The sequence below is a fragment of the Caulobacter sp. GW821-FHT10E02 genome, assembly GCF_059415225.1.
The window spans coordinates 1,454,233-1,477,691 of record NZ_JBWKMV010000001.1 but is presented as its reverse complement, the minus strand read 5'-3'; the positions used below and the strand labels follow the sequence as shown (position 1 = coordinate 1,477,691).

Sequence of the window (23,459 nt, the reverse complement as noted above, 5' to 3'; positions counted from 1 at the left end):
CGAGGTATCGCGGTTCCTCGCGCCGGTTTCTTGAACGGTCCCGTCGCGGTTAGGCGGCGTCGACCAGGACCAGTTCGGCGTCTTCCAGGGCCGTGACGGTGATCACGTCCTCGTCCTTGATGCCGGCGCCGTCACGGGCGTTCAGCTTGACGCCGTTGACTTCAACCGTGCCCACGGCCGGGACCAGGTAACCGCTGCGGTCCTTGCCCAGGGCGTAGGTGGTGCTTTCGCCGGCCTTCAGCGTCGCGCCCAGGACGCGGGCGTCGGTGCGGATCGGCAGGGCGTCGGCGTCATCGGCGAAGCCCGAAGCCAGGGTCACGAACTTGCCCGAGCGGTCGCCCTTCGGGAACGGCTTGGCGCCCCACGAGGGAGCCGCGCCGAAGGTCTTGGGCTCGATCCAGATCTGGAAGATCCGGGTGGTTTCCGGCTCGAGGTTGTATTCCGAGTGACGGATGCCCGTGCCCGCGCTCATCACCTGGACGTCGCCGGCCTCGGTGCGGCCCTTGTTGCCCAGGTTGTCCTGGTGGGTGATCGCGCCGTCGCGGACATAGGTGATGATCTCCATGTCGCTATGCGGGTGCGGCGGGAAGCCGGTGTTGGGGGCGATCTCGTCGTCGTTCCAGACCCGCAGCGCACCCCAGTTCATGTTCTTGGGGTCGTAGTAGCTGGCGAACGAGAAGTGGTGCTTGGCATTGAGCCAACCGTGGTTGGCGCCGCCAAGCTTGTCGAACGGTCTGCGGTCGATCATGGCTCTAACCTTTCTGTACCCTCTGGTGCGCCGCGTCGGCGCTTCCTGTTGAGGAGAAGATAGGCTTCTCGGCGGGATCCGAAATGGAAACTGTTGAAACTCATCGTTTCCAAAACTAAGCTCTCGACATGTCCAAGCTTCCCGACCTCGAAGGCCTCGCCGTGTTCGCCAAGGTGGTGGAGCTGCGCTCGTTCGCCGCCGCCGCCGAGGAGCTGGCCATGTCCAAGGCCACGGTCTCCAAGGCCGTCACCCGGCTGGAGGAACGTCTGGGCGCGCGCCTCTTCAATCGCACCTCGCGACGCCTGGCCCTGACCGACGCCGGCCAGTCCCTGGTCGAGCGCGCCACCCGCGTGCTGGCCGAGGCCGAAGCCGCGGAGGAGGAGGCCTCCAGCCAGTCCCTGGCCCCGCGCGGCACCGTGCGGATGGCCGTGCCGATGTCGCTGGGCATCACCACCCTGGGCCCCGTCCTGCCGGGCTTCTTCGAGGCCTATCCGGATGTATCGGTCGACCTCCACCTGTCCGATGCCACGGTCGATTTGGTCGGCATGGGCTTCGACCTGGCCTTGCGCGTCGCGTCCCTGCCGGACAGCTCGCTGGTCGCGCGCCGCCTGCGGGCGGTGAAGCGCCACGTCGTGGCCTCGCCGGCCTATTGGGACAAGCATGGCCGACCCAGTCACCCGGCGGGCCTGGCCGAGCATCGCGGCCTGACCTACGGCCATCAGGCCGCGCCGGAGACCTGGCGCTTCCAGAAGGGCGCGGAGGAGGCCTCGGTGCGCCCACGCTCGGTGATCCGCGCCAACAACGGCGACGTGCTGGTCCCGTCGCTGATCGGCGGCGTCGGCGTGGCGGTGCTGCCGGACTTCATCGTCGGCCCGGCCGTGGCCGACGGTCGGCTGGAGGAGATCCTGGTCGACTGGACCGCCGCCCCGATCGCCCTGCACCTGGTCATGCCGCCCGGCGGTCCGCGTCCCGCGCGGGTCGAGGCGCTGGCGAACTACCTGGCCAAGACCTTGGGCCGGGCCTAGGTCCGCGCGAAGATGACATGGCCGCCCCGGCGGGGCGCCAGCTTGGCGGCGCCGGGCCAGTAACGCTCGGCCAGTTCGGGCGGACCTAGATCCTCGACTGCCGCGAAGCCCAGTTCCCGCAACAGCGCCTCCAGGACGGCTGGCTCGAAGTAGGACAACCAGGGCTCGCCCATGGCGGCCACACGTTCGGCGCGGGCGGCGTGACGGGCTCGGTCGTCCGGCACCAGCGCCTCGGGTGGATCGGCGTAATCGAACACCACCTCGCCACCGCCCGGCAGGGCCGCGATCGTGGCCAGGGTCGCACGGATCGCCGCCTCGGTCAGATAGGGCACGACGCCCAGCCAGACGAAGACGCTGCGGGCATTCGGATCGAAGCCGGCATCCGCGAGGCCGGCCAGCAGCTGGTCGCGCTCGAAATCGACCGGCGCGAAGGACAGGCTGTCGGGCTTGGCGACGCCGGCCTCGGCCAGGCGCCGGCGCTTCCAGGCCTGGGTTTCGGGATGATCGACCTCGAACACCTTGAGGCTCGACGCCAGCGGGTGGCGATAGGCAAAGGTGTCCAGGCCCGCGCCCAGCACCACGACCTGCGAGACGCCGCGCTCGACGACGCCTTGCGCCAGCCAGGTCTCGGCCAGGTTCGAGCGGGCGGCGATGAAGAACCGCATGCCGCGTCGTTCGGGATGATCACGAGCGTCCTGCGCGACCGTCTCGGCGTCCTGGCCCAGGATCGCCAGGGCCAGCGGATCGGCGAAGATCGCGCCCTTCTCCAGGACCTGATGGGCCGCCCGGTGCGCGGCGGCGGCGAAGGCGGTGCGGCTGGGCTGACGCTCCAGCACCTAACGGACCCGCTTGAAGACCAGGCTCTGGTCCGGCGGGCCGGGTTGGCCGTCGACGTCCTGTTCGACCTTCAGGGTGTTGGGATCGGCCAGCCAGACCTTCATCGACTGCTTGCGGCCCGTCTTGTTGCTGGTCACGGCGGTGATGCCGCTCTGGCCGTCGCGATGGACGCTGATCATCACGATCTGGGTGTTGACCACGGCCTTGGTCGGCGTGCCGTCCAGCGGCGCGTCGGCGAACTGGATGGCGGCCAGGCCGCTCTCGTCCTCCTCGATCAGCGTCCAGGCCAGGCTCTTGCCGTCGTCCTTGGTGATGTCGACCTCGGCGCTCAGCGGCGCGGGACCGGTCAGGGCCTCGTTGAAGCGCGAGGCGGCGAGATCGATCTTCCAGAGGCCGGCCGCGCCCAGCGGACCGCTCTGGGCGAGGGCGGGCGTGGCGCTGATCAGGCAGAGGGCGACGAGAGCGGATCGGATCATGCGGCGGCTCCTTGCGGCGAGGCTATCAGACGCCCGCCAGGCCCGCGCCGTCTAGAAGCTTTCTCACCTAGAGGCTGGCGACCTGGGTCGGGGTCAGGGCGCCGACCTGCAGGGGCGTCATGGCGCTGAGGCTTGTCGACGACAGCCAGTCCAGCTGGGTCACGGTCAGGCCCGGGATCTGGGCCGGCAGCAGATAGCTGACCTGGGTCGTGGTCAGGCTGGCGATCACCGAGGTGGCCAGCGAGCCGACCTGGGTCGAACTCAAGGACTGGATCTGCGTGGCGGTGAACTGGCTGAACTCGACGTGCGAGAAGGCGCGCATCTGATAGGGCGACAGGCCCCGCAGCGCGCTGGTGGTCAAGGCGGTGACCTGGGTGGCCGACAGGGCCGCCACGTCCGTGATCGAGATCGCGCCGAGCTGGGCGCTGCTCAAGGCGCCGATCTGGGTCGTGGAGAACTCGGCCATGTCCGTGGTCGTCAGGCCGGCCAGCTGGGTGGCCGTCAGGCCGGCGATCTGGGTGGTGGTCAGCGCCTGGAAGGCGGTGGCGTCCAGTCCCGACAGGTTCTCGGTCGACAGGCCGCCGATCTGGCTGGAGCTGAGGCCTCTGAACTGGGTGGCCGACAGCTCGGCGAAGTCGGTCCGGGTCAGGCCGCCGATCTGGGTCGCGGCCAGGCCCGCCAGCTGGGTCGAGGTCAGGGCCGCGATCTGGCTGGACGACAGGGCGTTGAAGTTGTCGGTCGACAGGGCCGCCAGCTGGGCGGCGGTGAAGCCGGCCACCTGGGTCGGGGTCAGCTTGGTGAAGTCGGTGGCGCTCAGCGTCCGGACCTGAGCCGCGCTCAAGCCGCCGATCTGGGTCGCGGTCAGGCTGGCGACCTTGGTCGCCGACAGGCCCGCGAAGCCGTTGCTGGACAGCCCTCCCAGCTGAGTCGCCGTCAGGGCCGTGAACTGGGTGTCGGACAGGCCGTTGGTCTGGGTGCTGGTCAGGCCGGCCAGCTGCGCGGCCGAGAACACGTTGAAGTCGGTGTCGAGATCCGTCAGCTGATCCAGGGACAGCGACCCGACCTGTGTGGCGGTCAGGCCCTTGAGCTGGGTGGTGGAGATCGCCGCGAACTGCAGGTCGTCCAGGGCCGGGATCAGCGTGGCGGGCAGGGCGGCGAGCTGGGTCGGCGACAGGACCTGCAACTGCTCGGGCCACATCTCGCCCAGGTCTTCGGTGCTCATGGCGCCGATCTGGGCGGCCGTGAGGCTCTTGACCTGGGTGGTGGTCAGGGCGGTGATCTGGGCGCCGTTCAGGCCCGTGAAGTGGGTGGCGTCCAGCGCGCCGATCTGGGCGGCGCTGAGCTTCTCCAGGCGATCGGCGTCCAGCTTGGCCAGCTGGGTCGAGGTCAGGGCGTTCAGCTGTCCGCCGCTGAAAGCCGACAGCTGGGTGGCGTCGAAGATCAGGTTCGGGGCGAAGGCCGGGATCTGGGTGGTCGTCAGCCCCTTCACGGCGGTGTTGGTCAGGGCCGAGACCTGGGTGGCCGACAGGGCGCCCAGCGCCGTGTTGGACAGGGCGCCGACCTGGGTGCTGGCCAGGGTGGCCAGCTTGGTCGTCGAAAGGTTGGTGATCGTTTCCGGCGCCAGCGCGGCGATCTGGGCGGCGGACAGGTACGAAATCGGCACTGGACTCGTTGCCCCACAAGGTCTCGACGCGAATCGCTCGCGTTAACCTTATGCAAAAACCCAGAGCGGGGCCATGCGACCGAAAGGACCTATTCGGCCCGCATGGTCCACAGGTCGAGGTCGCGCTCGCGGCCAATCAGGGCCAGGCCCGAGGCGATGGACTCGAACTCGCCGCCGCTCTCGATCTTCTCCGCGCCGAAGCGGCGCAGGAAGATCTCGCGCACGGCCGGCACGAACGAGCTGCCGCCGGTCAGGAAGACGCGGTCGACGCCGGCTTCGGTCAGGTTGGCGCGTTCCAGGGCCTCGCCGACGGCGGTCTCAATGGCGGTCAGTTCGGGATTGATCCAGGCCTCGAACTCGCTGCGCTGGACCTGTTTCTCGATCTCGACCGAGCCGGCGGCGAAGTGGAACGTCGCTTCCGTCTGGGCAGACAGCGCCTCCTTCAGCGCCGAGACCGACTTGTAGAGCGCGTAGCCGTGGTTGCCGTCCAGCACCTCGATCAGAGCCGCGATCTTCTCGGGCTCGACCGCCGTGCGCTCCAGGGCGCGGATGTCGCGCATGTCCTTGGACGCGCGCAGCAGGGCCAGCTGGTCCCAGCGGGCGAAGGCGGCGTAGTAGCGTTGCGGGATCGGCAGCTTGTTGGAGAACGACTTGTAGTCCGAACCCTTGCCCAGCTCGGGCGAGACCAGCTGGTCGATGATCCGGTAGTCGAAGGCGTCGCCGGCGATGCCGACGCCCGAGCGCGACAGCGGCGTCGAGCGCAAGGTGCCGTCGGGATCGCGCTCGAAGCGGACCAGCGAGAAGTCGGAGGTGCCGCCGCCGAAGTCCGCCACCAGCACGGTGGCGTCCTGCTTCAGCTGGCGGGCGAAGAAGAAGGCCGCGCCAACGGGCTCGTAGGCGTAGCGGATGTCCGTGAAGCCCAGGCGCTTGAAGGCCTCTTCATAGCGGGTCAGGGCCAGGGTCTCGTTCGGCGAGGAGCCAGCGAAGGTCACCGGGCGGCCGACGATGACGCGCGGGGGCAGGGCGTCCAGCTGGGTCCCGGCGTGCTCCTGCAGGCGCAGCAGGAAGGCGGCCAGCAGGTCTTCGAACAGATAGCGCTTGTTGAGAATCCGGGTCTCGGTGAAGGCCTGCGAGGCGGCGAAGGTCTTGAACGACTGGATGAACCGCGTCTCCAGCGGATCTTCCAGATAGGACTCGATCGCCCACGGGCCGGCCTCGACCACGCGCTCGTTCACGGCGCCGTTCTGGCCCTGGACGCTGTGGAAGCTCAGAGCCGAGCGGAAGGCGAACAGCTCGCGGTTGTCGATCGAGAAGCGGACCAGGTGCGCGTGATCGTCGCCGTGCGTCAGCGAGATGACCGTGTTGGTGGTGCCGAAGTCGACGCCAATGGTCGGCGCGCCAGCAGTCGGCGCGGGGGAGGCGGCCGTCATGGAATGGCTCGGGGATTTGAAACGGGGAGGGGCGTGCGTCGTAACGCCTCTTGTGAGAAGGTCAAGCGGTCAGGCCACTTTTAAGTGCTCGTTTACGGTCGGCGCCGGACCCTCTCGCACAATTGAACCCGGCGCATGACGATTCGTCTGACACCGGTGTCGCCAACGGGAAAACTCTACGGGCGTCCAGTATCGGCGCCGCGTGCATTTGGGGGAACGCCGTGAAGCTCGACGATCTGAAGGTCTCGACCAAGGTCCTGCTGCCCGCCGCCGTGCTGGCGGTCGCCACCGTGGCCTGCGCGGGCTTGGGCGTCTGGCAGCAGAAGCGCGCCGACGCGGCGACCGAGGTGCTGGTCAAGCACCGCTCGCCCGCCGAGGTCCAGTCGGCCCGCTTCCTGCGCCGGATCAGCATGATGGGCTACGCGGCCCACCGCACGGCGACCTATGAAGGCGCCTCCGACCAGGCCGCCTCGGCTTCCAAGGAGCTCGACAAGGTCTATGGCGAGGGCAAGGAGAGCCTGGACAAGATCACCGCCGCCGATCCGGCCACCGCCGACTACACGGCCGGCATGAAGACCAAGCTGGACGCGGCCTATGCCGACGCCCGCTCGGCCGCCGATCTCGCCTTGAAGAACGACGACCCCGGCGCCGTCGCCGGCCTGACCAGGGTCGATCCAGCCATCGACGCCATGGCCAAGGAAGGCAAGGCCTGGGGCGACGTCTACAACAAGGAGACGGCGACCATGGTCGCCAGCGCCAGCAAGTCGGCCGCCGCCGGCTCGTGGCTGACCCTGCTGTTCGGCCTGGGCGCGGCCGCCTGCGGCATGCTGTTCGCCCTGTGGATCGGCTCGTCGAAGATCTCGCGCCCGGTGCGCTCGCTGTCGCGCAGCATGACCGACCTGGCCGACGGCAAGCTGGACGTCGACGTGATCGGCGCCGGCCGCAAGGACGAGGTCGGGCTGATGGCCCGCGCCGTCCAGGTGTTCAAGGACAACGCCGTGGCCCTGCGCTCGGCCGAAACCGAACAGGCCCGCGCTTCTGCCGCCAATGAGAGCGAGCGGGCGCGCAACGAGGCGTCGTCCTCGGCCGCCGCCAAGGACCAGGCCTTCGCCATGGAGCGGCTGGCCAACGCCCTGTCTCGCCTGTCGAACGGCGACCTGACCGTGCGGCTGACCGACGCCTTCCCGCGCGGCTATGAGGCCATCCGCGACGACTTCAACGCCGCCATCGCCCAGCTGGACGAGGCCGTCGGCGGCATCGTCGCCGTGGCCGGGACCGTAGGCTCCAGCGCCGACGAGATCGCCGCCGCCGCCGACAACACCGCCCGCCGCAGCGAGCAGCAGGCCGCCAGCCTGGAAGAGACCGCCGCGGCCCTCGATGAGATCACCGCCACCGTCCGCCGCGCCTCGCAGGGCGCGGGCGAGGCTAGCCGTGTCGTCACCTCGACCCGCTCGGACGCCGAGCGCTCGGGCGAGGTCGTGCGCGGCGCCGTCGCGGCCATGACCGGCATCGAACAGTCCTCGGCCCAGATCGGCAATATCGTTGGCGTCATCGACGAGATCGCCTTCCAGACCAATCTGCTGGCGCTGAACGCCGGCGTGGAAGCGGCCCGGGCCGGCGAGAGCGGTCGTGGCTTCGCGGTCGTCGCCCAGGAAGTGCGGGCCCTGGCCCAGCGCTCGGCTCAGGCGGCCAAGGAGATCAAGGGCCTGATCAGCGCCTCGACGGCCCAGGTCGAGGAAGGCGTGCGCCTGGTCGGCCAGACTGGCGAGGCCCTGGACGGCATCGTGCTGAAGGTCGGCGAGATCGACGCCCTGGTGTCGGAACTGGCGGCCTCGGCCCAGGAACAGGCGACGGGCCTCAACGAGGTCAACGCCGCCGTCAACCAGATGGACCAGGGCGTGCAGCAGAACGCCGCCATGGTCGAGCAGGCCACGGCCGTCAGCCACGCCCTGAAGTCCGACATCAGTGGCCTGGTCCGCATGATCGGCCGCTTCGAGGTCAGCGCGAAGGCTCCCGCCCAGCGCCAGCCGGCGTCGCGGCCAGGCTATCGCCACGCGGGCTGATTGACTTCCACGGTCTGCTCCGGTCGAAGAGGCCTTGAGCAAATCGTAGGAAGACCTTGGAAAACTTCGACGTCCTGGTGATCGGCGCGGGCGCGGCCGGCATGATGTGCGCCATCGAGGCCGGCAAGCGCGGGCGCTCGGTGTTGATCGTCGATCACGCCAAGGCCCCGGGCGAGAAGATCCGCATCAGCGGCGGCGGGCGGTGCAACTTCACCAACACCGGCGCGTCGATCCATAACTTCCTGTCGGCCAACCCGAAGTTCGCGCTGTCGGCCCTGCGCCGCTATCGGCCGAAGGACTTCATCGCCTTGGTCGAGCGGTACGGCATCGCCTACCACGAGAAGACCCTGGGGCAGCTCTTCTGCGACGGCTCGGCCAAGCAGATCATCGACATGCTGCTGACCGAGATGAAGGCGGCCGGCGTCAAGCTGCGGCTGGAGACGAGCTTCCAGGACGTGGCCAAGACCGAGGCCGGCTTCGAGGTCGAACTGTCGTACGGCAAGGTGCGCTGCGCCTCGCTCGTGGTCGCCAGCGGCGGCAAGTCGATCCCGAAGATGGGCGCCACGGGCCTGGGCTACGAGATCGCCAAGCAGTTCGACATCGGCCTGGTCGAGACCCGCCCGGCGCTGGTGCCGCTGACGTTCGAAGCCGGCATGCTGGCCTGGCTGACCCCGCTGTCAGGCGTGGCGCTGGACGCCGTGGTCGCGCACGGCAAGACCAAGTTCCGCGAAGGCATGCTGTTCACCCACCGGGGCCTATCGGGCCCTTCGATCCTGCAGATCTCGTCCTATTGGCGGGAAGGCGACGAGATCCGGGTCGACATGGCCCCGGGTGTCGACGCTCTGGCGGCGCTGAAATCGGCCCGCACGGCCTCGCCGCGTCAGGCGGTGGCGACGGTGCTGTCGACCCTGGTTCCCAAGCGCGTGGCCCAGCTGATCGCGGACGAGGAGGCACCCGGCAAGGGGAACATCGCCGACTGTTCGGACAAGGTGTTGGGACCGTTGGCCGCTGCGGTCAACGCCTGGACCTTCAAGCCGGTCGGCTCGGAAGGCTATCGCACGGCGGAAGTGACGCTGGGCGGGGTCGATACCGACGCCCTGGACTCGCGCACCCTGGAGGCCAAGGCCGTCCCGGGGCTGTTCTTCATCGGCGAGGTGGTCGACGTCACCGGCTGGCTGGGCGGCTATAACTTCCAGTGGGCCTGGGCGTCCGGCTGGTCGGCGGGGCAGAGCGCTTAGAATGGGCGCCTAAGAAAAAAGCCCCTCCGGTGAGGGAGGGGCTCTTCGTCTAACTACTTCTTCTTGAACGGCTTACCCGCCGGCTTGCCGCCGGGCTTGGCGTCGAAGCTCTTGGCCTTGAAGGGCTTGGGGCCCTTGAACGGCTTGCCCGGACCAGCGTCGTCGCGCTTACCGGCGTAGGGCTTGGGCGTGTACGGCTTGGGGCCAGCGGCGTTGTCGGCGAAGGCCTTCTTGAAGGGCTTCTTCGGGCCGTCGCCGTCCGCACGCGGAGCGCGGGGCTTGAACTCGCGAGGAGCGTCGGCGCCGGCTTCGTGGCGCGGCTTGAAGGCGCGCTTGGGAGCGCCTTCGGAGTCCTGCGGCGAGTACGGACGCGGCGCGTCGTTGTCACGCGGGGCGCGCGGCTTGAACTCACGGGGCTTGTAGTCGCCCTTCGGCTCTTCGCCACGGCCGTACGGCTTGGCGGTGCTGACACCGTCGTCGCCATAGCTGGACGGACGCGGAGTGTGATCGCGCGAGCCCGGAGCGTTGGCGCGCGGCGCACGCGGAGCGTCGTCACGGACCCGATCTTCACGAGGGGGGCGCGGCTTGAACTCGCGCGGCGCATCGTTGTCGCGCGGCGGACGCGGCGTGAATTCGCGACGCGGACCGGCTTCGCGGGCGGCCGGAGCCGCCGTCGGGGTGATCGAGACGTCTTCACGCACCGTTTGCTGGACCGCAGCGCCGAACTTCACGGCCGCTTCGGCCGAGATCTCGAACTTGGTGTCGTAGTCGAAGATCCGGATCGACCCGATGTCCTTCTTGGTGATGTGGCCCAGGCGGCAGATCAGCGGGATCAGCCACTTGGGGTCGGCGTTGTTGCGGCGGCCGGTGTTGAGGCGGAACCACTCCGAGCCGTCCATGCTGACGCGCTCGGGACGCTCGCCGAAGTCGCGCTCGCCGCCGAATTCGCGGGGCTCACGCGGCTCGCGCGAGCGCGGGCCCGGATCGGCGCCGTGGCGCGGGTCGTCGTAGATTTCTTCCGGGGCCGGCAGCTTGGCGCGGCGGGCGCGGATCAGGGCGGCGGCCAGTTCTTCCGGCGTGCGCTTTTCCAGCATGGCGGCGACCAGGCCGGCGTCGTCCTCGTTGGCGGGCTCGGAGAAGATCGGATCGTCCAGCAGGCGCTCGGTGTCCTTGACGCGGATCTCGTCGGCGGTCGGTGCGCCGCCCCACTGGCCTTCGACGCCGGCGGCCATCAGCAGCTGCTCGGCCTTGCGGCGGCGGGTGTAGGGGACGACCAGGGCCGAGACGCCCTTCTTGCCCGCGCGGCCGGTACGGCCCGAACGGTGCAGGAGAGTCGCCTTGTTGACCGGCAGTTCGGCGTGGATGACCAGGCCCAGGTCGGGCAGGTCGAGGCCGCGCGCGGCGACGTCGGTGGCGACGCAGACGCGAGCGTGGCCGTCGCGCAGGGCTTGCAGGGCGTCGGCGCGTTCGCGCTGGCTCAGCTCGCCCGACAGGCCGACGACGTCGAAGCCGCGCTCGCGCAGCTTGGAGTGCAGCGACCGGACGCTTTCACGGGTGTTGGCGAACACCAGGGCGCCGGGGCTCTCGAAATAGCGCAGCAGGTTGACGACCGCGTGCTCGACCTCGTTCGGCGCGACGCGGACGGCGCGGTATTCGATGTCGCGGTGCGGCTCGTTGCGGCCGATCGTGTCGATGCGGATGGCGTCGTTCTGGTAGCTCTTGGCCAGCTGTACGATGTCGCGCGCCAGGGTGGCCGAGAACAGCAGGGTGCGGCGTTCGGCCGGGGCGGCGTCGAGGATGAACTCCAGGTCCTCGCGGAAGCCCATGTCGAGCATCTCGTCGGCCTCGTCGAGGACGGCGACCTTCAGCTCCGACAGGTCCAGGTGGCCGCGCTCGATGTGGTCGCGCAGGCGGCCCGGGGTGCCGACGACGATGTGGGCGCCGTAGTTCAGGGCGCGCTGCTCGCGGCGAGCATCCATGCCGCCGACGCAGTTGACGACCACGGCCATGGCCTGGGCGTACAGCCAGGTCAGCTCGCGATTGACCTGGATGGCCAGTTCGCGGGTCGGGGCGATCACCAGGGCCAGCGGGGCGCCGGCGCGGCCGAAGATCTCTTCCTCACCCAGCAGGGTGGGGGCGGCGGCGAGGCCGAACGCGACGGTCTTGCCCGAGCCGGTCTGGGCGCTGACCAGCAGGTCGCGGCCTTCGGCGTCGGCTTCCAGCACAGCGGCCTGGACGGGGGTGGGCTCGAGATAACCTTGAGCGGCGAGAGCCCGCTCAAGAGCGGGGTGGGAGGCGGGGAAGGGCATTTCGGTCCAGTTCATTTGCGGCCGCGCACACAAAAACGCGCGGCTCGCGCCAATGACCAAATCGGGCCCCCTTGAAGCCAGTAACGCTTCCCTCGGACCGCTTATTGGTCGAATTCCAACGAAAATAGCCCCCTCCGCGACGGGATGGGGGCTCGACGAGGGTCCTTATGCGCTTGTTGCGCTGCAAAAAGCAAGCGCGGTGAAGCGATCCGCCTTCAGGCCGTGACTTTGCTGGCCCGCGCCGCCTTCAGCAGACCCCAGGCGCGCAGGGCCATTTCCAGGCGCGAGACGCCGAACAGGCCCACGGCCAGCACGACGAAACCGTCGGTCAGCAGGGCGAAGCCGATGTGCAAGGCGCCGGCGTTGCTCTCCAGGTAGGCGCGCAGACCGAAGCGGACGACGAACAGGCCCAGCAGGAAGAGCAGGGCGGCTGGCGAGGGCTTGGTGTTGAGCAGATGGGTCTCGGGATCGATGGCGATCGGCACCAGCTTGCCGCGCCACCAGCCGATGAAGGAGCCGACCGCGAAGACGGCCGTCAGCCACAGCCAGTCCATGCCGTGCGGCGGGAACTGCAGGAACAGCGCGACCGTGGCCGCGACCATGATGGCCGGCATGATCCACATCAGTTCCAGCTTCAGACGCCGCTCCTGGGTCAGGCGGCGGGCGCGGAAGAACAGCACCAGGGCGATCACCGCGCCGCCGATGCCGTAGCTGATGAGCTTTTGATTGTGGTGGTCCATGACGCCTTCCCCGACTCTGACTGAGCAGATCAGGAAACCGAAGCCAGCGCCTGGTCAATCGCCTGGGTGATGCGTTCGGGGGACTCGGCGCCGACCACGGCGACCTTGCCAGCGAAGATAGCGAACGGCACGCCGGTGACGCCGCCCTGGACGGCCATGGCGTGCTCGCGGGCCACGGCTTCCTTGTCGGCCCCTTCCGACAGCAGTTGCAGCACCACCAGGCGCTCCATGCCGGCGGTCTCGGCGATGTCGCCCAGCACCATCGGGTCGCCGATATCGAGACCGTCGGTGAAGTAGGCCTTGAACAGCGCCTCGACGACCTCGTCCTGGGCGCCGGCCGTCAGGGCCCAGCGGATCAGGCGATGCGCGGCGTTGGTGTTGGGCGAAAATTCGATGGCGTCGAAATCGAAGGCGATACCTTCCTCGGCGCCGCCCTCGACCAGGGCCGCGTGGGCCGCCTTCAGCTTCTCGGGATCCTTGAACTTGTTGGCCATGTACTGCTTGCGGTCGACGCCTTCCTCGGGAAGCGTCGGGTCCAACTGGTACGGGCGCCAGATCAACGTGGCCTCGACATCGGGACGCAGGGCCAGGGCCGACTTCAGGCGTCGCCAGCCGAGATAGCACCAGGGGCAGACCACGTCGGCGACGACGTCGATGATCAGCGGTTGGGCCACGGCGTACTCCTCGGGAACTTTTGTCCGCTACAGGACAGGTTCCATATAGGAGTTGCCGTTACGGCGCCCAAGCTCGAAGCTTAGCTGGCGTCGCGCTTCAGGGCGCTGGCGGCGGCGCGTTCCAGGGCCCGGACGGCGCCTTCGCCGCGCTGGACCTCGGCGACGCCGATGTCGAATTCGCAGACGAACGGCGGACGGTCTTCGCCGGCGTCGAAGGCGGTGCAGCCGATCACGGCGGCGATCCGCTCGGCGGCGGCCTTGGCGGCTCCGAGATTGGTCGCGGGCAGGGCCAGGGCGAAGACTTCGGTCGACAAACGCGCCGAAGTGTCCTCGACGCGGACCAGGCGGCCGATCATCGAGCCGATCTGCGGGATGGCGCGGTCCAGCCAGCCGTTCTGGCGGGCCCAGACGGTCTCGGGCTTGTCGGCGACGCGCAGCACGCAGATCGACAGCGGCCGGGCGCGCTCGGTGGCCGCCTTGGCCAGACGCGCCAGGTGGGCGGCGAACAGGTCGCGGGTGAACAGGCCGGTAGCGGCGTCCATAAGGCCCGAGCTGCGGGCCTTCTCCAGCGCGCCACGAATGGATTCGCCGCGCCGGAAGCTGCGGGCCAGCTCCATGACGCGCATGGCCGTCTCGACCTCGGGCGTTTCGGGCGACGCCACGTCGGACACGCCGCGATGGAACGCCTCGGACATGGTCACATAGCTCTCGGCCTTCAGATAGAGCAGGGCCGGGATATGGAAAAGGCGGGTGTTGCGGCGCATGCCGGCCGCGATCGACAGGGCTTCCTGCTGGCTGTCGCCGGCCCACAGCACCACGGAGTCGAAGGCCCGCTCGTGCAGGTAGTCGAAGGCCGTATAGGCGGTGAAGGCGCCGACCACTTCCGCGCCGCTGGCTTGCAGGGCGTTGGACAGGGCCAGGAACTGAGGGGCCGGCTCGCCGACCGCCAGGATGCGGAACGGGGTGTCCGGCGGCTCGGGCAGGTCCAGGCGTCGACCGCGCTCGCCGAAGGTCTCCAGCCGCAGCTCGAACTCTTCCTCGGCGATGGCCGTGCGCACCAGGCTTTCCAGGCGGAGGGCCGCCTGGGACGGGTGCAGCGGCGGCGAGAGGGTGAGATCGAAGGCCTGGTTGCGATAGTCGCCGTCCGGCTCGCCGATGGCGATGACCGGCAGACGGCGCGGGGCCACGGCGGCCTTGAGCCGGCGGGCCAGGGTCTGGGTTTCGGGACCGGCGCTGGCCAGGTCGACGATGACCGCCTCGATCGGCAGATCGCCCAAGGCGGCGAGGGCGGCATAGGGGCCGCGAGCGGTGATCGTGCGCCAGCCCAACCGGTCCAGCCCTTCGGCCAGCGGTCCGGCGCGAACATCGTCGCGCGCCACGATCAGGATCCGGGCGTCAACCGCCAAACCAACCTCCGCCCGAAATCCCGCGCGGCCGCCCACAACGGCCCCTGAGATTCGACGCTGCAACATAGCAGAGGCTTTGCGCGGTCAAAGGTACGGAACGCCGCAGGCTCAAGGGTAATCCGATCAGGGCTTGCCTGACCGAACGTCAGGGCCGTTCTAGTGGTCGAAACCGGCGTCGAAAGAGCGCCGAATGGGAGACGCGTCATGGGCCAGGGGCCGCTTTCGGGACTGAAGATCGTCGAGTTCGCCGGCATCGGCCCGGGACCGTTCTGCGGCATGCTGCTTTCGGACCTCGGCGCCGACGTCGTGCGCATCGACCGCAAGGGCCAGGGGCGCGGCTCGCCGGCCGACGTCACGGCGCGCGGCCGCCGCTCGGTGGCGCTGGACCTGAAGCACCCCGAAGCGATCGAAACCTGCCTGAAGCTGCTGGAAAGCGCCGATGGGCTGATCGAGGGCTTCCGGCCGGGCGTCATGGAGCGGCTGGGCCTAGGTCCCGACATCGCCCTGGCCCGCAATCCCAAGCTCGTCTACGGCCGCATGACCGGCTGGGGGCAGACCGGGCCCTACGCCAAGGCGGCCGGCCACGACATGAACTACATCGCCATCACCGGGGCGCTGCACGCGATCGGCGCCCACGACAAGCCGACGCCACCCTTGAACCTGGTTGGCGATTTCGGGGGCGGGGCGCTCTATCTGGCGTTCGGCCTGCTGGCCGGGGTGATCCACGCCCGCGAGACGGGGCAGGGCCAGGTCATCGACTGCGCCATGAGCGACGGCGCGGCTTCGCTGATGGCGATGTTCTACGGCTTCAAGGCCGGCGGCATGTGGAACGAGCGGCGACGCACCAACCTGCTCGATGGCGGGGCGCACTTCTACGACACCTACGAATGCGCCGACGGCGAGTGGATCTCGATCGGCTCGATCGAGCCGCAGTTCTACCTGCTGCTGCTGGAGAAGACCGGCATCACCGACCCACAGTTCCAGCACCAGATGAGCCGCGAGGAGTGGCCGGAGCTGCGCGAGAAGCTGGCCGCCGTCATCAAGACCAAGTCCCGCGACGAGTGGTGCGAGATCATGGACGCCACCGACGTCTGCTTCGCGCCGGTCCTCAGCATGGACGAGGCCCCCAAGCACGCCCACAACGCCGCCCGCGAGACCTTCGTCGAGGTGGCCGGCGTCATGCAGCCCGCGCCCGCGCCGCGCTTCTCCGCCACGCCGGGCGTCATCCAGGGCCCGCCGCCGAAGATCGGCGCGCACAATGACGAGGCCCTGGCCGACTGGGGTTTCTCGGCCGATGCGATCGCAGGATTGAAGGCGGCCGGAGCTCTCTGAAACCTGCTGATCGCGTTCAGGTACGGTTCAGGCGCGGGCTCCTAGGTTGCGTGTGTCGACCGGCCGTCGCGCCATCCGTCCCTCGATGCGGCGTCCGGTTCACAGGTACTTCCTGCGGAGACGCGTCGCCTTCCCAAAGGCGGCGCGTCTTTGACTCTGGGGTCTCCGGTCGCCATGGTCCGCCGGATGCAAGACCCCCAGCACCACATTCGTTGGCGCGACCTCCAGCTTGATCCGATCCATTGGGCTCGCGAAATCCTCCGCGTTCTGGGCCTGGCCCTGTCGCGCCTGTGGGGCCGCGACGTCATGCTGTACGTCGGCGGCGTCTCGTTTTTCGCCCTTCTGGCCGTGTTCCCAGGCCTGGCGATTCTGATCGGTCTCTACAGCTTCTTTCTGACGCCCGAGAGCGCCGCGCGCCAGGCGACCAAGCTGGCCGAGCTGATTCCCTCCGGCGCCCGCTCGATGTTCCAGGACGAGCTGTCGCGCCTGGCCCATGCGCCGGGCCAGACCATTTCGCTGCAGAGCGGCGTGGTGCTGATCGTCGGCGCCTATGCCGCCCATCGCGGCTTCAAGGCGCTGCTGGCCGGGCTGTCGTTCATCCATGACGAGGAGGACCAGCGCGGCTTCTTCGGCTTCAACCTGATGGCCCTGCTGGTGCTGATCGCCGCCTTCGGTCTGTTGTTCTTCATGTCGGGCGTGTTCCTGACCCTGCGCCTGCTGGGCGCGGCCATGGACCTGAAGCCGCTGGCCGGCGTGTCGTGGATCCAGTCGGAATGGACTTGGGCCAGCTTCGGCATCGTGGTCGGCATGAGTCTGGTCTACCGCTATGCCATGTCGCGCGAGATCGTCGGCTGGCGCGCCTCGATCTCGGGCGGCGTCGCGGCGGCGGCGCTCTGCGTGTTCATGTCGTGGGCCAGCGCCTTCTATGTCGAGCGCATCGTCCACCTGGGCGCGACCTACGGTTCGATCTCGGCCGTGATTATCTTCCTGATCTGGCTGTCGTGGAGCGTGAACGCCATCTTCTTCGGCGGCGCCCTGGCCACCGAGGTCGAGATCGCCTTGGACGAACGGCCCCGGGCCCTGCTGGAGGGCCCCCGCGCGATCCCGCTTAAGGCGCCTTCCGAATACGAAAACGGATGACGCCGCCGTCCTGGTCGGCGATCTCCAGCACGCTGGCGCCGATCTGACCGACGAAGTGCGGGACGTCGATCCGGGCCATCGGGTCGGTGGCGAGCAAGACGAGCTCCGCGCCGGCCGGCGCGGCCTCGTGGGCCTTGCGCAGCTTCAGGGTCGGGACCGGACAGTGATGGCCGCGCGCGTCGATGAGGATCGGCTCAGACATCGAACACCGTCTCGGCCTCGGCGGCCGGCAGGATGCGATACTGGCCGGGCTCGAGATCGGCGGGCAGGGTGAGGCCACCAATCCGCTCGCGATGCAGCGTGACCACGTGGTTGCCGACGGCGGCGAACATCCGGCGGACCTGATGATAGCGACCCTCGGTGATGGTCAGCCGCGCGGTCTTCTCGTCGACCACCTCCAGCTGGGCCGGCAGCAGCGGCTTTTCCTCGCCCTCCAGCATCAGCGCCCCAGCGGCGAAGGTCTCGCCCTCCGAACCCTTCAGCGTCCGATCCAGCGTGGCCAGATAGGTCTTGGGCACGTGGCGCTTGGGCGAGATCACCCGATGCAGAAAGTCGCCATCGTCGGTGATCAGGATCAGGCCGCTGGTGTCCTTGTCCAGTCGGCCGACCGTGGACAGCCCCGGATCCCGGATCTGCCAACGACGCGGCAGCAGGTCGTAGATCTTCTGGCCGTCTTCCTTGTGCGAGCAGGTCACGCCCAGCGGCTTGTGCATCAGCAGCACCAGCGGGGCGGGTGGATCGACGGCGACGCCGCGGATGGTCATGCGCTCGGGCAGGGTGGCGTCGACGGCGACCTTGGTCCCGGAGTCCTTCAACACCTTGCCATCCAGCACGACCTTGCCGTTGGCGACCAGCGCCTGGACGTCCTTGCGGCTGCCGTAGCCGAGGTTGGCCAACAGCCGGTCCAGCCGCGCCATCAGGGCCTTGGCCATTACTTGCGGGCCTCAAAGACCTTGTAGCCGCCGCCCTCGGCGGCCAGCCGGACCTTGCTGAAGCTCTCGCCCAGGATCGCCTCGTAGGGCAGGTGGCGGTTGGCCACCATCCACAGCACGCCGCTCTTGCGCAGGGCGCCGGCGGCCGAGGCGATGAAGGCCTGGCCCAGGGTCTTGTCCTCGCCGCCGCCTTCGTGGAACGGCGGGTTGCTGACGATGAAGTCCAGGTCTTTCAGCTCGGTCTGGCGAACATCGCCCCAGACGAAGTCGGCGCGGGGATCGGTAACGTTGCGTTTGGAGACATCCAGGGCGCGGCGATCCAGCTCGACCAAGGTCAGCTTGGTCACCTTGGGCGCGGTCAGGACGTTCAGCGCCAGCAGACCAATGCCGCCGCCGAAATCGGCGCCGGCGCCTGAGAACTCGGGCAGGACCTGCAGCAGGGCGTTGGTGCCGGCGTCCAGGCGATCCCAGCTGAACACGCCGGGCTGGGTCCACAGGCCGTTCTCGGAGATCTGGCGCGGCGCGCCGGCCTTGATCGCCTCGTCCAGACCCTTGATCACGGCCGGACGAACGACCAGGCAGATGCGGTTGTGGCGGCGGGCGCTCTCGCCGACCTCGCAGCCCAGGGCCTCGAGCTCCTTCTTCAGGCGGAGGCCGCCGCGATCCTTCGGGGCGAAGGCGGTCATGCGGCCGCCCGGCGCCAGAACGCGCAACGCCTGGGCGAGGACATATCGTCGCTCCACCGCGCCGGCAGGGGCGCGGACGGTCACGGCGGTAAAGGATTCGTCCGCAACCGAGGCGATGTCGCTCGCGCCGACGATCAACGGCGACAGCTGCACGGCGTCCGCCGCGGACGGCGCCAGGTCATGATCGGCCTGGCCATAGATCGCGGTATTGGAAGCCGACATGCTTGTCCTGAAAGGGTTTTCCGGTCGCCAAGAGCTCTGGCGGACAGAGTGGGATTCGAACCCACGGTAGGCTTTCACCTACGGCGGTTTTCAAGACCGCTGCCTTAAACCACTCGGCCATCTGTCCGGAGCAGGCGGCTATATCAGCGCGTCACGGCCTTAACCAGACTTCAAAACAAACAGGTGACGATGTGAGCTCGGAAGGGGTGTGGGCCCGTCTGGACGACCATCGTATGAACCAGCGCATCGAACAGGTTTGGCGGATTGCGCGTAACCTCGGCTTGATGGCCCTGGCCGCCGCGAGCCTCGCCGCCTGCGCCACGCCCAAGTACGACGTCGGCAAGTCCGGCTACACGGCCACGGCGCGCAACGAGACCACGCGAGGCTCGGCCCCGCGTAGCGGCTCGACGGTCGGTCGCGACGGCAAGCCGCTGCGCGGCACCGAAAAGCCCTATCAGATCAATGGTATCTGGTACTATCCGCGTCAGGACAAGGACTACAACGTCGTCGGCGTCGGCTCGTGGTACGGCGAGCAGTTCCACAACCGTCGCACGTCCAATGGCGAAGTCTTCGACATGGACATCCCGTCGGCGGCCCATAAGACCTTGCCGCTGCCCAGCCTGGTCGAGGTGACCAACCTCGACAACGGCAAGAAGATGATCGTGCGGGTCAACGACCGCGGGCCGTTTGTTGAAGGCCGCATCATCGACCTGTCCAAGGCCGCCGCCCAGCAGCTGGGCTACTATCGCAATGGCGTGGCCCGCGTGCGGGTGAAGTATGTCGGCCCGGCCCCGAAGAACGCCTTCGACGGTCCGCGCCAATATGCCGTGCAGCAGACCGCGGTTCCACCGCCTCCGCCCGCGCCGCCGCGCGAGCGCAGCTTCGACGACATCAAGGAGCCGACGCAGCGGGTGCAGATCATCCCGTCGCGCGAGCCGGCTCCTGACTGGGGCTCGGCCCCGCCGATCAATCCGCCCGACCGCATCTACGCCTCGGCCGCCAAGTCCGGTTTCCGGGTCCAGGCCGGCTCGTTCTCCAGCCGCGAGAACGCCGAGAAGGCCGTGCGCGCGCTGTCCGGCGCGGGTGACGCCAAGATCGACGCCATCGAACGGGCCAGCGGCACGCTCTATCGCGTCACGGTCTCGGCCGGCCAGAGCGAGGGCGAGGCCTGGAGCCTGCGCCAGCGGGTCGAGTCGTTGGGCTATCAGGGCGCGACGGTTCTTCGTCCGTAAGCACCTCTGGACAAGCCTCGGAAACCGGTCGAATGAGGCCGGGTGACCCAGGGTTCTTTCATCAGTTTCGAAGGCGGGGAGGGGGCGGGCAAGTCCACCCAGATCCGCCGCCTAGCCGAGCGCCTGAGCGCGGCCGGCCATGACGTCGTCGTCACTCGCGAGCCGGGCGGCAGCCCGGGCGCCGAGGCTATCCGCGAGCTGCTGGTCAACGGTTCGGCCGACCGCTGGTCGCCGGTCACCGAGACCCTGCTGATGTACGCCTCGCGCCGCGACCACCTGGAGCGGGTGATCCGTCCGGCGCTGGCGCAGGGCAAGGTCGTGCTGTGCGACCGCTTCGCCGATTCCACCCGGGCCTATCAGGGGGCGGGCGGCGGAACGCCGGCCAGCCTGATCGCGGCCATGGAAGAGCACGTGCTGAACGGCACGATCCCGACCCTGACCCTGATCCTGGACCTGCCCGCCGAGGTCGGCCTGAGCCGCGCCGAAGCGCGCGGCGGGGCGGCGCGGTTCGAGTCCAAGGGCCTGGACTTCCACCAGCGCCTGCGCGCCGGCTATCTGGAGATCGCCCGCCGCGAGCCCGAGCGCTGCGTCGTCATCGACGCCGACGCTGAGCTGGACGCGGTGACCGCCGCCATCGCCGACGCCGTGGCCGAACGGCTGGCGCTCTGATGCCGGCCCATCCGCGCGACGTCTACGGCCTGGAAGGCCAATCGGCCGCCGAGGCCTCGTTCCTCGACGCGCTGGATCGCGGCCGGCTGCACCACGCCTGGCTGCTGACCGGGCCCGAGGGCGTGGGCAAGGCGACCCTGGCCTACCGCATGGCCCGCCGCCTGCTGGGTGCGCGGCCCGATCCGTCGATGGGCCTGCTGGGCGCGGCGCCGTCGGATGTTGTCAGCCGCCAGGTCGCCGCCCGCTCGCATCCCGACCTGATGGTGCTGGAGCGCCTGACCGACGACGGCAAGGCGCGAAAGTCGATCCCCGTGGACGAGGCCCGCCAGCTGCCGGAGTTCTTTTCCACCACGCCGGCTGTCTCGCCCTATCGCGTGGCGATCATCGACGCGGCCGACGATCTGAACGTCAACGCCGCCAACGCCGTGCTGAAGACGCTGGAGGAGCCGCCGCCACGCGGAGTGATCCTGCTGATCAGCCACGCGCCGGGTAAGCTGCTGCCGACTATCCGCTCGCGTTGCCGGCGCCTGATGGTGCCCGCGCCGGGCGTGCCGGCCGCCGCCGAGATGGTCGAGCGCATGGCCGATGTGTCCGGCCGCGACGCCGAGCGCCTGGCCCGCATGGCCCACGGCGCGCCGGGCAAGGCGCTGCAACTGGCCGCCGCCAAGGCCATCGAGATGGATGACGCGGCCAACGAAATCCTGCGCGGCCTGCCCAAGATCGACGAGGGCGCGGTCCTGGCCCTGACCGACACCTTCCGGGGCGCGGAGGGCGCGGCCCGGTTCGAGCTCCTGATGGAGCGCATGGCCGACCAGGTGCGGATCTTCGCCACCCAGGTCGCCGGCGACGGCAAGAACTCGCCCGGCCTGGACCGCTGGGCGACGGTGTGGGAGCGCCTCACCAACGCGCCGGGCGAGGCCGAGGCCGTGAACCTCGACCGCGCCGATGTGTTCTGGAGCGTCATCTCGGACTTGCGCGCGGCGGCCAAGACGGCGATTTGAGCGGCATGCTCATCGACAGCCATGTGAATCTCCACGCGCCCCAGTTCGCCGAGGACAAGGACGCCGTCATCGCCCGCGCTCGCGAGGCCGGCATCGGCCTGATGGTCACCATCTGCGACAAGGTCAGCTCGTTCGAAGCGGTGCACGCCATCGCCATGGCCGAGCCGGACATCTGGTGCACCGTCGGCACCCACCCGCACGAGTCCAAGGAAGACCCCGAGCTGACCGCCGCCCGCCTGGTCGAGCTGGCCCAGCGCCCGCGCGTCATCGGCATCGGCGAGTGCGGCCTGGACTTCCACTACGACCTGTCGCCGCGCGACGTGCAGGCGGCCGTGTTCCGCCAGCACTGCATCGCCGCGCGTGAAAGCGGCCTGCCGCTGGTGGTCCACACCCGCGAGGCCGACGACGTCATGGGCCAGATCCTGGAGGAGGAGCACGCGGCCGGGCCGTTCAAGATCCTGATGCACTGCTACACCAGCGGTCCGGCTCTCGCCGCCCGCGCCATGGCCTTGGGCGCCTGGTTCTCGGTCTCGGGCATCGCCACGTTCAAGCAGGCCGAGGACGTGCGCGAGGTCATCCGCGACATGCCGGCCGACAAGATCATCGTCGAGACCGACTGCCCGTACCTGGCCCCGATCCCGATGCGCGGCCGCCGCAACGAGCCGTCATATCTGCCGCATATCTACGACAAGCTGGCTGAGATTCGAGGCTGGAGCCGGGCCGACACCGAACAGCGGACCGAGGACGCCTTCTTCAACCTGTTCGACCGGATCCCTCGTCCATGACCGGACCGCTGGAGTTCACGATCCTGGGCTCCGGCTCCTCAGGCGGGGTCCCGCGCGCCGACGGCAATTGGGGCGACTGCGATCCGGCCGAGCCCAAGAACCACCGCTCGCGCTGTTCGCTGCTGGTGCGGAGACTAGGGCAGGGGCCTCAGCACGAGACCACCGTCGTCGTCGACACCTCGCCGGACCTGCGCCTGCAGACCGCCACGGCCGGCGTGAAGCGGGTCGACGCGGCGCTCTACACCCACGACCACGCCGACCAGGCGCACGGCATCGACGACCTGCGGCCGTTCTTCCTGAACCAGCGCCAGCGCATCCCGACCTGGATGGACCAGGCCACGCACGACGGCCTGCTGACGCGGTTCGAGTACATCTTCAAGACGCGCGGCGGCTATCCAGCGATCATGGAGCCGCGCCTGATCCCGCCGCTGGGCGAGGACTTCGAGATCGACGGCCCCTCGGGAGCGATCCCGGTCCACACCTTCGACGTCGACCACGGCGAGATCCGCGCGGTCGGCTACCGCTTCGGCGGCGTCGCCTACACCCCCGACGTCCGCGCCATCCCGGACGGCAGCTGGGCGGACCTGGCCGATCTCGACGTCTGGATCGTCGACGCGTTGCGCTGGACGCCGCACCCGACCCACGCCCACGTCGAACTGGCCCTGGAGTGGATCGCCAAGGCCAAGCCCAAGCGCGCCATCCTGACCAACCTGCACATCGACCTGGATTACAATGCCCTGACCGCTCGCCTGCCGGCCGGCGTCGAGGCGGGCTACGACGGTCTGCGCTTCACGCTCTAGGCAACTTTCCGGACCACTCCGGAGTTCTCCCACTGCGTCGCTTCGAAGTCC

General features: G+C 69.1%; 22 protein-coding genes and 1 tRNA gene. 10 read left to right on the top strand and 13 right to left on the bottom strand.

The genetic code is table 11. The annotated features are described in order from the left end of the window. Positions 1 to 49 precede the first annotated feature (49 nt). Positions 50 to 748 carry a pirin family protein gene (locus AC07NI_RS06620; RefSeq protein WP_494616970.1) on the bottom strand — a complete coding sequence of 233 codons (699 nt, stop codon included), beginning with the start codon at positions 746 to 748 and terminating at the stop codon, positions 50 to 52. A gap of 128 nt (positions 749 to 876) precedes the next feature. On the opposite strand from AC07NI_RS06620, the gene AC07NI_RS06615 reads away from it, so the two are divergent. Then, a complete protein-coding gene (locus AC07NI_RS06615; protein ID WP_494616967.1) occupies positions 877 to 1,773 on the top strand; it encodes a LysR family transcriptional regulator in 897 nt (298 codons plus the stop codon). Here the strand turns inward: AC07NI_RS06615 and AC07NI_RS06610 are convergent. The 4 genes from AC07NI_RS06610 to AC07NI_RS06595 form a co-directional block, all read right to left on the bottom strand. Continuing rightward, the gene (locus AC07NI_RS06610) at positions 1,770 to 2,609 is read right to left on the bottom strand and encodes a class I SAM-dependent methyltransferase (protein ID WP_494616963.1); all 840 of its coding nucleotides are present in this window, start codon (positions 2,607 to 2,609) and stop codon (positions 1,770 to 1,772) included. The genes AC07NI_RS06615 and AC07NI_RS06610 overlap by 4 nt on opposite strands. Beyond that, positions 2,610 to 3,086, bottom strand: a complete 477-nt coding sequence (locus tag AC07NI_RS06605) for a hypothetical protein (RefSeq protein WP_494616954.1) — start codon at positions 3,084 to 3,086, stop codon at positions 2,610 to 2,612. It lies immediately after the preceding gene. Between the two features lie 67 nt (positions 3,087 to 3,153). Continuing rightward, positions 3,154 to 4,749, bottom strand: a complete 1,596-nt coding sequence (locus AC07NI_RS06600; RefSeq protein WP_494616945.1) for an ice nucleation protein — start codon at positions 4,747 to 4,749, stop codon at positions 3,154 to 3,156. Between the two features lie 89 nt (positions 4,750 to 4,838). Then, positions 4,839 to 6,179 carry an Hsp70 family protein gene (locus tag AC07NI_RS06595; protein ID WP_494616943.1) on the bottom strand — a complete coding sequence of 447 codons (1,341 nt, stop codon included), beginning with the start codon at positions 6,177 to 6,179 and terminating at the stop codon, positions 4,839 to 4,841. A gap of 221 nt (positions 6,180 to 6,400) precedes the next feature. Between AC07NI_RS06595 and AC07NI_RS06590 the strand changes: the two genes are divergently transcribed. Both AC07NI_RS06590 and AC07NI_RS06585 read left to right on the top strand, forming a co-directional pair. Beyond that, positions 6,401 to 8,242, top strand: a complete 1,842-nt coding sequence (locus AC07NI_RS06590; protein WP_494616940.1) for a methyl-accepting chemotaxis protein — start codon at positions 6,401 to 6,403, stop codon at positions 8,240 to 8,242. Between the two features lie 56 nt (positions 8,243 to 8,298). Beyond that, on the top strand, positions 8,299 to 9,480 hold the full coding sequence (locus tag AC07NI_RS06585) for a BaiN/RdsA family NAD(P)/FAD-dependent oxidoreductase (RefSeq protein WP_494616938.1): 1,182 nt from the start codon (positions 8,299 to 8,301) through the stop codon (positions 9,478 to 9,480). A 53-nt stretch (positions 9,481 to 9,533) separates the two neighbouring features. Here the strand turns inward: AC07NI_RS06585 and AC07NI_RS06580 are convergent, their stop codons facing one another. From AC07NI_RS06580 to AC07NI_RS06565, 4 genes are all read right to left on the bottom strand, one after another. Further along, positions 9,534 to 11,789 (bottom strand): DEAD/DEAH box helicase, encoded by a 2,256-nt coding sequence (locus tag AC07NI_RS06580; RefSeq protein WP_494618300.1) that lies wholly within the window; start codon positions 11,787 to 11,789, stop codon positions 9,534 to 9,536. A 215-nt stretch (positions 11,790 to 12,004) separates the two neighbouring features. Next, on the bottom strand, positions 12,005 to 12,529 hold the full coding sequence (locus AC07NI_RS06575) for a CcdC protein domain-containing protein (protein ID WP_494616936.1): 525 nt from the start codon (positions 12,527 to 12,529) through the stop codon (positions 12,005 to 12,007). Positions 12,530 to 12,558: 29 nt separating this feature from the next. After that, complete coding sequence (locus AC07NI_RS06570) at positions 12,559 to 13,203, bottom strand: DsbA family oxidoreductase (protein WP_494616933.1); 645 nt, start codon at positions 13,201 to 13,203, stop codon at positions 12,559 to 12,561. An 80-nt stretch (positions 13,204 to 13,283) separates the two neighbouring features. Further along, positions 13,284 to 14,609 (bottom strand): diguanylate cyclase domain-containing protein, encoded by a 1,326-nt coding sequence (locus tag AC07NI_RS06565; protein ID WP_494616931.1) that lies wholly within the window; start codon positions 14,607 to 14,609, stop codon positions 13,284 to 13,286. A 204-nt stretch (positions 14,610 to 14,813) separates the two neighbouring features. Here AC07NI_RS06565 and AC07NI_RS06560 point away from each other — a divergent pair, with 204 nt between their 5' ends. Both AC07NI_RS06560 and AC07NI_RS06555 read left to right on the top strand, forming a co-directional pair. Beyond that, positions 14,814 to 15,941 (top strand): CaiB/BaiF CoA transferase family protein, encoded by a 1,128-nt coding sequence (locus tag AC07NI_RS06560; protein WP_494616929.1) that lies wholly within the window; start codon positions 14,814 to 14,816, stop codon positions 15,939 to 15,941. A 174-nt stretch (positions 15,942 to 16,115) separates the two neighbouring features. Continuing rightward, positions 16,116 to 17,081: a YihY/virulence factor BrkB family protein gene (locus AC07NI_RS06555; RefSeq protein ID WP_494618297.1), complete on the top strand. Its 966-nt coding sequence runs from the start codon at positions 16,116 to 16,118 to the stop codon at positions 17,079 to 17,081. Here AC07NI_RS06555 and AC07NI_RS06550 read toward each other — a convergent pair. From AC07NI_RS06550 to AC07NI_RS06535, 4 genes are all read right to left on the bottom strand, one after another. Continuing rightward, complete coding sequence (locus AC07NI_RS06550; protein WP_494616927.1) at positions 17,050 to 17,283, bottom strand: sulfurtransferase TusA family protein; 234 nt, start codon at positions 17,281 to 17,283, stop codon at positions 17,050 to 17,052. The genes AC07NI_RS06555 and AC07NI_RS06550 overlap by 32 nt on opposite strands. Then, positions 17,276 to 18,013 (bottom strand): pseudouridine synthase, encoded by a 738-nt coding sequence (locus AC07NI_RS06545; RefSeq protein WP_494616926.1) that lies wholly within the window; start codon positions 18,011 to 18,013, stop codon positions 17,276 to 17,278. Before AC07NI_RS06545 ends, AC07NI_RS06550 begins: the two co-directional genes overlap by 8 nt. Next, the gene (locus AC07NI_RS06540) at positions 18,013 to 18,921 is read right to left on the bottom strand and encodes a class I SAM-dependent methyltransferase (protein WP_494616924.1); all 909 of its coding nucleotides are present in this window, start codon (positions 18,919 to 18,921) and stop codon (positions 18,013 to 18,015) included. The genes AC07NI_RS06545 and AC07NI_RS06540 overlap by 1 nt, the downstream gene beginning before the upstream one ends. 37 nt (positions 18,922 to 18,958) lie before the next feature. Continuing rightward, positions 18,959 to 19,048 (bottom strand) — tRNA-Ser (locus tag AC07NI_RS06535). A gap of 106 nt (positions 19,049 to 19,154) precedes the next feature. Between AC07NI_RS06535 and AC07NI_RS06530 the strand changes: the two genes are divergently transcribed. Genes AC07NI_RS06530 through AC07NI_RS06510 form a run of 5 tightly spaced genes read left to right on the top strand, consistent with a single transcriptional unit; the run spans position 19,155 to position 23,408 of the window. Further along, positions 19,155 to 20,153: a septal ring lytic transglycosylase RlpA family protein gene (locus AC07NI_RS06530; protein WP_494616922.1), complete on the top strand. Its 999-nt coding sequence runs from the start codon at positions 19,155 to 19,157 to the stop codon at positions 20,151 to 20,153. A 42-nt stretch (positions 20,154 to 20,195) separates the two neighbouring features. Further along, positions 20,196 to 20,822 carry a dTMP kinase gene (tmk, locus tag AC07NI_RS06525; protein WP_494616920.1) on the top strand — a complete coding sequence of 209 codons (627 nt, stop codon included), beginning with the start codon at positions 20,196 to 20,198 and terminating at the stop codon, positions 20,820 to 20,822. Further along, on the top strand, positions 20,822 to 21,823 hold the full coding sequence (locus tag AC07NI_RS06520) for a DNA polymerase III subunit delta' (RefSeq protein WP_494616916.1): 1,002 nt from the start codon (positions 20,822 to 20,824) through the stop codon (positions 21,821 to 21,823). The genes tmk and AC07NI_RS06520 overlap by 1 nt, the downstream gene beginning before the upstream one ends. Continuing rightward, a complete protein-coding gene (locus AC07NI_RS06515; RefSeq protein ID WP_494616913.1) occupies positions 21,820 to 22,608 on the top strand; it encodes a TatD family hydrolase in 789 nt (262 codons plus the stop codon). Before AC07NI_RS06520 ends, AC07NI_RS06515 begins: the two co-directional genes overlap by 4 nt. Next, positions 22,605 to 23,408 (top strand): MBL fold metallo-hydrolase, encoded by an 804-nt coding sequence (locus tag AC07NI_RS06510; RefSeq protein ID WP_494616911.1) that lies wholly within the window; start codon positions 22,605 to 22,607, stop codon positions 23,406 to 23,408. Before AC07NI_RS06515 ends, AC07NI_RS06510 begins: the two co-directional genes overlap by 4 nt. Positions 23,409 to 23,459 lie beyond the last annotated feature (51 nt).

Coding starts and splice junctions, on each gene's coding strand:
- AC07NI_RS06520 (WP_494616916.1), top strand. CDS start 20,822: ATGCCGGCCCATCCGCGCGACGTCTACGGCCTGGAAGGCCAATCGGCC.
- AC07NI_RS06560 (WP_494616929.1), top strand. CDS start 14,814: ATGGGCCAGGGGCCGCTTTCGGGACTGAAGATCGTCGAGTTCGCCGGC.
- AC07NI_RS06550 (WP_494616927.1), bottom strand. CDS start 17,283: ATGTCTGAGCCGATCCTCATCGACGCGCGCGGCCATCACTGTCCGGTC.
- AC07NI_RS06530 (WP_494616922.1), top strand. CDS start 19,155: ATGAACCAGCGCATCGAACAGGTTTGGCGGATTGCGCGTAACCTCGGC.
- AC07NI_RS06615 (WP_494616967.1), top strand. CDS start 877: ATGTCCAAGCTTCCCGACCTCGAAGGCCTCGCCGTGTTCGCCAAGGTG.
- AC07NI_RS06595 (WP_494616943.1), bottom strand. CDS start 6,179: ATGACGGCCGCCTCCCCCGCGCCGACTGCTGGCGCGCCGACCATTGGC.
- AC07NI_RS06580 (WP_494618300.1), bottom strand. CDS start 11,789: ATGCCCTTCCCCGCCTCCCACCCCGCTCTTGAGCGGGCTCTCGCCGCT.
- AC07NI_RS06605 (WP_494616954.1), bottom strand. CDS start 3,086: ATGATCCGATCCGCTCTCGTCGCCCTCTGCCTGATCAGCGCCACGCCC.
- AC07NI_RS06620 (WP_494616970.1), bottom strand. CDS start 748: ATGATCGACCGCAGACCGTTCGACAAGCTTGGCGGCGCCAACCACGGT.
- AC07NI_RS06545 (WP_494616926.1), bottom strand. CDS start 18,013: ATGGCCAAGGCCCTGATGGCGCGGCTGGACCGGCTGTTGGCCAACCTC.
- AC07NI_RS06540 (WP_494616924.1), bottom strand. CDS start 18,921: ATGTCGGCTTCCAATACCGCGATCTATGGCCAGGCCGATCATGACCTG.
- AC07NI_RS06575 (WP_494616936.1), bottom strand. CDS start 12,529: ATGGACCACCACAATCAAAAGCTCATCAGCTACGGCATCGGCGGCGCG.
- AC07NI_RS06510 (WP_494616911.1), top strand. CDS start 22,605: ATGACCGGACCGCTGGAGTTCACGATCCTGGGCTCCGGCTCCTCAGGC.
- AC07NI_RS06555 (WP_494618297.1), top strand. CDS start 16,116: ATGGTCCGCCGGATGCAAGACCCCCAGCACCACATTCGTTGGCGCGAC.